Origin of the sequence: Enterococcus thailandicus (assembly GCF_001886265.1) — a bacterium.
Lineage (GTDB): Bacteria > Bacillota > Bacilli > Lactobacillales > Enterococcaceae > Enterococcus_B > Enterococcus_B thailandicus.
The window spans coordinates 1-6303 of record NZ_JXLE01000031.1; the positions used below are offsets into that span (position 1 = coordinate 1).

General features: G+C 36.8%; 5 protein-coding genes and 3 pseudogenes. 3 read left to right on the plus strand and 5 right to left on the minus strand.

From position 1 onward, the window contains the following. Positions 1–198: 198 nt before the first annotated feature. On the plus strand, positions 199–1530 hold the full coding sequence (locus RV17_RS12755) for a mechanosensitive ion channel (RefSeq protein ID WP_071869427.1): 1332 nt from the start codon (positions 199–201) through the stop codon (positions 1528–1530). Positions 1531–1733: 203 nt separating this feature from the next. Here RV17_RS12755 and RV17_RS12760 read toward each other — a convergent pair whose 3' ends face one another. After that, complete coding sequence (locus tag RV17_RS12760; protein WP_071869428.1) at positions 1734–2228, minus strand: isochorismatase family protein; 495 nt, start codon at positions 2226–2228, stop codon at positions 1734–1736. A 389-nt stretch (positions 2229–2617) separates the two neighbouring features. On the opposite strand from RV17_RS12760, the gene RV17_RS12765 reads away from it, so the two are divergent. After that, positions 2618–3058, plus strand: coding sequence for an NADPH-dependent FMN reductase (locus tag RV17_RS12765; protein WP_249024369.1), 441 nt, complete (start codon positions 2618–2620; stop codon positions 3056–3058). A 216-nt stretch (positions 3059–3274) separates the two neighbouring features. Here RV17_RS12765 and RV17_RS12770 read toward each other — a convergent pair whose 3' ends face one another. From RV17_RS12770 to RV17_RS12780, 3 genes and pseudogenes are all read right to left on the minus strand, one after another. Then, positions 3275–3580, minus strand: a complete 306-nt coding sequence (locus RV17_RS12770; RefSeq protein WP_071869429.1) for a hypothetical protein — start codon at positions 3578–3580, stop codon at positions 3275–3277. Between the two features lie 150 nt (positions 3581–3730). Next, positions 3731–4060 (minus strand): annotated as a pseudogene (locus RV17_RS12775) (transposase); the annotation flags it as partial. Between the two features lie 10 nt (positions 4061–4070). Then, a pseudogene (locus tag RV17_RS12780) lies at positions 4071–4349 on the minus strand (IS30 family transposase); the annotation flags it as partial. A 338-nt stretch (positions 4350–4687) separates the two neighbouring features. Between RV17_RS12780 and RV17_RS12785 the strand changes: the two are divergent. Then, the gene (locus tag RV17_RS12785; RefSeq protein ID WP_071869430.1) at positions 4688–5587 is read left to right on the plus strand and encodes a DUF2382 domain-containing protein; all 900 of its coding nucleotides are present in this window, start codon (positions 4688–4690) and stop codon (positions 5585–5587) included. 380 nt (positions 5588–5967) lie between these two features. Here RV17_RS12785 and RV17_RS13720 read toward each other — a convergent pair. Then, positions 5968–6303, minus strand: a pseudogene (locus RV17_RS13720) (transposase); the annotation flags it as partial.

Genomic DNA, 6303 nt, shown 5'->3' on the forward strand with positions numbered 1-6303 from the left:
ATCCTGCTGAAATTGCTTTCCTTTAAAATGACTCATCGTCATTCCTCCTACTATCTTTTTCTATTATTCTACCTTATCTGATAGTAGATTTAAAACTTTGCAACAGAACCCTTTTCGTTTCGGATTCAACTTCCGGTCTGATATACTTAGCACATGGAACTCTATCCATAAATTTAGACAACAAAAGGAGGAAAAAAAATGGAACAATTTACAAATTCGTTACAAGGGTTGTGGGTCACTTTTGTCAATATCCTTCCGGATCTCCTAGGCGCTCTCTTATTGTTGGTATTAGCTTGGATTATCGCTACATTGGTGAAAAAAGCTGTGGTAAAAGGACTAACTGTCATTCACTTCGATAACAAATTAGTAAAATGGGGTGTGGCAGCCACAGTAGCAGATGCCCAACACATTATCGGTTCCCTAGGGAAAGTTTTCTACTATCTAATCTGGCTCTTCTTTATTCCTGGCATTCTTGCGCAAATTGGTCTCGCAAATATTGCGCTGCCAATCACGAACATGTTCGATAACTTTATGGCCTTCTTACCCAAACTCTTTGGGGCAGTCATTATTTTGACGATTGGTTACTTTGTGGCCAAATTCGTCAAAGAGCTGGTTCAAAGTCTGTTGGAATCCCTCAACGTTGATCGATGGCTTTCAAAATATACTCGGGCCTCAGATCAAGCTAACCAATCTAGCACAACTCCCGTTGCTGTGCAGAAAAATACGATTGCCCGCGTTCTCGCTAATGTGGCCTTTGTAATCGTGTTGATTCCAGTTTTGACTATGGCGCTAGAGACTTTAGAGATTCGTTCCATCTCTGAGCCCATCGTAAATGTACTCACTCAAGTTTTGGCTGCCATCCCCAATATTCTGGTAGCAGTAATCCTACTCATTGTAGGGACCTTAATTGCTAAATATGTAGCGGATCTTTTGGAAGGATTGTTGGGAAATGCGGGAATCAATCGCTTCTCCCACTACCTAAATCCCACGGGAACTTCTCGCCTCAATCTTTCACAAGTAATCGCAAAAATTGTCCAAGCTGTAATCATTGTCTTCTTCACGGTAGAAGCCTTGAATGCGGTAAATCTAGAAGTATTGAATACCATTGGCTTGGCGATTATTAGCTATTTGCCCTCTATCCTCATAGGTCTCATTATCTTAGGACTGGGCATATTCGGGGGAAATGCACTCTCAGCTTTCCTGAAAGAGTCTACCGGAAGTTCCCTCTTAGGTGAGGTTGTCAAATACATGCTGTATGTCTTGGCCGTTTTCATGACGCTCGATCAATTACAATTTGCTTCCACAATTGTAAATACTGCGTTCCTATTCATCATGGGCGGTCTCGCAATTGCTTTTGCACTCGCATTCGGTTTGGGTGGGAGAGAATTTGCCAAACTACAACTTCAAAAATTAGATAACAAAATTGAGGAAGATACGGCCAACACCGATATCATTGCTCAAAAAACGACTAATCCCGATATTACTTCTCAAGAAACGGAAATAGAAGAAAAACTTAATGGACCTCTCTAGCGCCCCATCAAAATACACAGTCTCCATCTGATGAGACTGTGGTTAACATTCCGGATCCGGCTAGGATCTGGAATGTTTTTTTGTACAAAATAGAGAGATTTTATTTATAGAAGGTACTACAAGAAAGTAGAGTGAGGGCCGCAAATAAATAATCGCAAAAAATACAAATAACAGGAGCTCTCATTTGTATTTTTTGCGACTGGTCATTGGATATCCACGTTGAATTCTTTCAAAATATCTAACGCTTCCTCTGTATACTTCCTTCCCGTAGTTAACGTTGAAGGAACGATGATCTTAGCTTCAGGGAAAGCGCTTTGTAGCTTCAACGTATTAGCTAATACACAAAGACTCGTTTCAACTCCCACTATCTCGATCTTTTTGTAGGCCTCGGTCTTCTCCTTCAATTCGTTCTGTATTTCCAGAATTTTTTCAGGAGATAGGCTGAAGTAATATTTTTTAAAGACGCGTTCGGTTGGTCTTGGTTTTATATCTTTAATTAACTGGAGTTCGTATTGCTCTTCCTTCTCGGTATCTTTAACCTCTATAGGAATGTCCTGCGTGTATAGAATATATTCACCCGAATCTCGAGCCTGGCTAATCCGATTGGCGATCTTGGGAATCAATGTCTCAATACCAGGAATATAAAAATGGGTTGATGGATCAAGAATATGATTTTGCATATCTATAACCACTAGCATGGTATTACCTCCTTATTTGTAAATAGGTATCCTAGTAACTTCTCTTGATTCATTCTTGCGAAATGAGCTTCTCGTTATAAATCTGTTCTAAACAGTCGCCTGCTTCTTGTACCGTAATAATGTTTTATACTTCAGACTAAATAAGAGAGGAAGTATTTGTAAAATAAGTGTACTGTTTCAAGTTGCTTGTAGCCAGGAATACGCTAGTCACTGAATTACAATTTTGTAGGGGGTATTTTTGTGTATTTTGATTAAACTGATATTATATAAGTGTATATTGCAATCGTGTTAAGAACCACAGAGCAGAAAGAATGGTTATGATGGTTTAAATTGGATTTATAGTTGGAAGTTTACGTCAAAATTCTTTTTTAGAAAGATGGGCCCACAATCTGGAAGCTTTATTTCCGAGCGAGTATGAAATAGAATATTTAGATTTCTCAAATCTCCCGTTGTATAGTGAAGACTATGATGGAAAGGAACCTCAAGTATATTTGGATTTCCGTGAAGCTATCAAACGTCAAGATGCTATTGTTTTTATAACTCCTGAGTATAATCGCTCTATTCCTGGTGGATTCAAAAACGCAATTGACGTAGCCTCTCGTCCATATGGGGAAAATGTTTGGGATGGAAAGCCCGTGCTAGTTGTGACGCACTCTATTTCGGACATTAGCGGAGCATTAGCCAACCATGCCTTACGTCAAGTCTTAACTTTTATAAATATGCCTGTCCTTCAGCAACCTGAAGTATATTTATCGAACTCTCAAAAATTATTAGATGACGACGGAAAGATCACGAATGATGAAACAAAAAATTTTTACAGTCTGTTGTAGAGGCATATATCACCTTCATTGAAAAATTTTTAAAATAAGAACTCGTTCTTCTAAAATCGCAAAATATTACTGTAACGGTACGATATTCCCCATAGATAAATATATGTTTAGGCAAAGAATGTATACGTTAATTTTTTATAGTTCTCTATCAAAATTAAAACAGGCGAAAAATACCTCTTTTTCATTCGAAAAGGGGTATTTTTATATCTGCAACTCCTAAATATCTAAAATTCTTTTTGCCAGAGCACCATATATGGCGGACTTTGATATACCAGTTTTATTTGTGATTTCGGCAATAGTATAGGAGCCACAATCATACATTTTGAGGGCTTCTGCAATAGCTATTTCTAAAGAGGAACGCTCATCAAAGGTATTGTCGGAACACTCAGGGGGATCAATGTTTCGTTCATTCACAGGTCCTTCTAGGTCTTTCTCTATTTCAATAGCGTAACCCTCCAAATGGTTTTGTCTAGTGGCAAAAAAACTTCTTAAACCGTCCTTATTCACTACTCTGTTAAACATATTTTTCCTCTTATCATTAGATTATATCTTTTCAATTACATGAATTTTCTTAGTTGAATGTTTCTAATATATTTGTATTTTTTAAGAAACGATTCAAACGGTTGCGTCAAGAATTATGTGTAAATGGAAAAAACCATTCTGTCGGTTAAGTTAAAACATTGATTCTAGTGTATCTTGTATTTCTTTAAAACCTTTATGAATCCGACACAAAAACTTCTGATTATAGTTGTTGAATTGAGAAACTAAGAATCTCTCCAGAGATTCTTCATTAGGAAATTGTTCTTTTCTTTTTGTATATTTCTTTAATTGTTTGTTAAAACCTTCAATCAAGTTAGTTGAATAAATGGTTCTTCTGATTGATGGAGGAAAATTATAAAAGGTTAATATAGCAGGATTCATGAGTAATTTAACTACCCGTGGATACTGCTTTTTCCATTTATCTATCATAAAACTTATTTGATTCATAGCTTCTTCTTTTGATACTAACACCAATCACATCAGGTGCCCAACCTTGAACAACCCTCTTTTGAATATATTCTGTTTGTTCATCTGATAAGACAATAGGACGTCTGCCACAGCGAGTTTTATTCTTCTTGTATTGATTGAAATAATCTAGAGCATTGTGCCCTGTTTTGAAAAATTGGTAAACTTTATGAATCGTTTGTCTAAATCTATTCAATAGTACTGCGGTTTTAGCTACAGATTGATGATTATTATAATACGCCTCTATCATTGCAAGTTCATTTGATATAAGATGGGTATAGGTCATTTGTCTTCACTCCTTATAATTCTTTTGCGGGAACTATCTTGAGTGTAGCACAAATGACTTTTTTATTTGTCTAGCTTAATTTTACAATCGGCGCTATTATAACAAAAGCCGAACAAAAAATATTCTGCGATTATTTTATCTAAGCCTACCTTTCATAAGATGAAAAGGTCCTATACCGATAAAAATACGATAAAACTTCTTGATTATAACAAAAGAAACACCACTTATTTTATTTTTTAATTGATACATACATTCGTATTATTTGTTTTAACGTCATTTATTCGTTAAACTATAATTGTAATCATATTCAAAAAAAAGTTGAAATGGGAGGTATTTATATGATCGAAAGAAATCTAACAGTTATTGGAAGTTACAGTACGAGAGAAGAAGCTTTATCCGTGATCGAACAACTGCAAAGAGAAGGCTATAGCCGTGATGATATCATTATTTACACCACCAAAGATGCAGCTACAAATTTTGGTTTTGCTGGACTGTCAGGAATCGATGTTGAAACCGGCGTAAATGGCGTCGAAACGACTCACGAAGATCGCTCACTATGGGAAAAAATCAAAGATGCATTTTCTGCTGATACGTACGAATACGATTCAAGTTTAAATGAAGAAGCTGACTATGCAAACAACGACCCGCTTTACCAATATAGAGATGATATCTCAGCTGGAAAAATTATTATCACCGTCAATAATTATAAAAACGACCCAACACAAGCAACTGAAAATGTTACAGGCAGACATGCAGCTGGTGCCACTCGCACAAATAATTTACATGCATCAGATGCTGCACGTACAACTGATATAGATACTGATACTGATAGTATCCAGCTTAAAGAAGAACAATTGGATATCAATACGCATGATGTGACGACGGGTAAAGTCGATATCCATAAAAATGTTGTCAATGAGACGAAAACAGTCGAAGTACCGGTTAAACGAGAAGAAATCGTGATCGAAAGAAAGCCCGTAGATGGTGCGGCTGCAACTACCGATGTCAATGATACGCTAGAAGACGACACGATCACGATCCCAATCAAAGAAGAACAGATCGATGTCAACAAACGCACGGTCGTTCGAGAAGAAGTCGACATTCGTAAACAAGAACACGAAGATATGAAACAAGTAAGTGAAAACGTCAGCCGAGAAGAACTAGATATCGATACGAGTGGTGATGTCCATGTAGAAGACTTACGCGATAATGATCGCAACAAGCATGACCGGATCTAGTTTCTAGCTTTGATTTTATCAAACCTTTTGAACAAGAACTTAAAAAAGATTACTGGCATCCATCAGAAGATGGCTGTCAGTAATCTTTTTTGGCTCTTTGTGTGCGTTCCCACAATTAAAAGCCAAAGAAGCCGAAACCAACGTCTTAACTTTGGCTTCGGCTTCTTTTACTGAATCAACTAAAAGACCACGTGGTTTCTACGTCTGGTTTTATTCTGCGGGAAATCTAGCTAATTTTGCATAACCAGCTAGTTCTTCTTCGATCCGGATAAATTACGTATTGCTTCATTCAGATAAATAAGGAAAGAGAAAGACCAACAAATCGTAGTACGTCATCTTGGATTTGAGTCAATATCTTGGACATATTTTAGTAGAGACTGTTACGTCATTTTTGCTTTTGCCAACTCTTCAAACTCCTGTGGGGTTAGATAGTGAATCGAGCTATAGATTCGATTTCGGTTATAAAACCCTTCAATGTAGCTAAATAGTGCTCGATTTGCTTCTTAAAAATCTGATTAGCTAGTCGTGTAGACTTCTTCCTTTTTCAATGAAGCATGGAAAGATTCGATTCCAGCATTATTATAAGGTATTCCCTTTCTACTATAAGAATGCCTTATTTTGTTGGTTTCAAGCCATTGTTCCACTTCTCTGGCTGTGTATTGGCTACCCAAGTCAGTGTGTAGAAGGTTCTGTTGCAAAGTTTTAAATAAAGAATA